This is a genomic window from Arthrobacter sp. Hiyo1 (assembly GCF_001263615.2).
In the GTDB taxonomy this organism is placed as follows: Bacteria; Actinomycetota; Actinomycetes; order Actinomycetales; family Micrococcaceae; genus Arthrobacter.
This window is the reverse complement of record NZ_DF952468.1, coordinates 114959-116133: the sequence shown is the minus strand read 5'-3', so window position 1 is coordinate 116133 and position 1175 is coordinate 114959. Positions and strand designations below refer to the sequence as shown.

The window sequence follows — 1175 nt, the reverse complement described above, 5'->3', positions numbered from 1 at the left end:
CCGCGGCGGCCGTGGTGGCCGAAGCCGAGTGCGTGGCCGAAGCCGAAGGCGTTTACGACGCGGGGGCTGTCTGGGCGGGTGCCCCGCAGGCTGTGACTCCGGCAAGGAGTCCGGACACAGTCAGGGCAACGGCGAGGCGTTTATTCAACACGGAGGAAGCTTCTTTCGTTTGGCTCGCTTCTACGATACGGGCCGAAACTCCGTATTGCCCGAGTGCCACACGAGGGGCCAGCGTCAGGCCGACAGTTCGCTTTCCAGGCGTTCAAGCTCGGCGACGACGGCTGCCCGCTTTGGCGAGCGCGGCGGCAGGAGCCTGAGGGCGGCAAGCCGGACGTCGACGTCGTTTTTTCGCCTCGGGCAGTCCGGCATACTTGAGCAGCGCCTCGGCACTGCCGTCGTTCAGGACCGCCTCGCGCAGGAGCGCCGAAACCTTCTCGCGGAGCTCCACGATGCCGGGCGCTTCCGAATGCGGAAGGACGGCGCCTTTGTAGATCTCCAGCGCGATGCGGTGGGCGCCCCGCTGCAGGCAGGACAGAACCTGGGCCGCATCCTGGCCAAGGTCGATCGGGAGCCGGTAGGGGCGTGATTCCGGGACCGCGGCGGGGTCGAGCTCGTGGAGCACCTTGCGCAGGCGCACCATTTCGGCCCGCAACGTCACGCTCGAGCCATCCCCCGGATAGAGGGCCAGGGCGAGCTCCTCGGCACTGAGCCCTTCGGGACGGTTCCCAGCAACGCCAGGATCTCGCTGTGCCGTGCGGACAGCGGAATGCTGCGCCCTCCGATGCTCAACAAGGCCTGGTCCCGGCCGAGCAGCTGGAGGCTGTTCCGGTACAGTCCTGTCCCCTGGCGTGAGCCGACGGCGGAAGGCGAGTTCCGGCGTCGGGCAGGCGCAGAGTGCTTAGTGGCCGCGAGTTGGAGCCTTTCCACACGCAATTGCGCCTGCGCGGCCGCCACGGTTGCTTCAACGAGGGAAAGTGTGTGGGGTGCGACGGCGGCTTCCGTGCCGGTGATGTCGACGACGCCGAGCAGGGCTCCGGAATCAGGGTCATGGAAGGGCACGGCGGTGCAGCTCCACGGGTGGACGGAGCGCTTGTAGTGCTCGGCGCCGGAGATCTGGATTCCACGGCCCAAGGCGAGCGCCGTGCCGGGCGCACTCGTGCCGACCGCGGCTTCGG

The 1175-nt window shown here is 68.4% G+C and carries 1 pseudogene; it reads right to left on the bottom strand.

Annotation, left to right across the window (positions count from 1 at the left end):
- Positions 1-234: 234 nt before the first annotated feature.
- Positions 235-1175, bottom strand: a pseudogene (locus tag AHiyo1_RS00420) (transcriptional regulator); the annotation flags it as partial.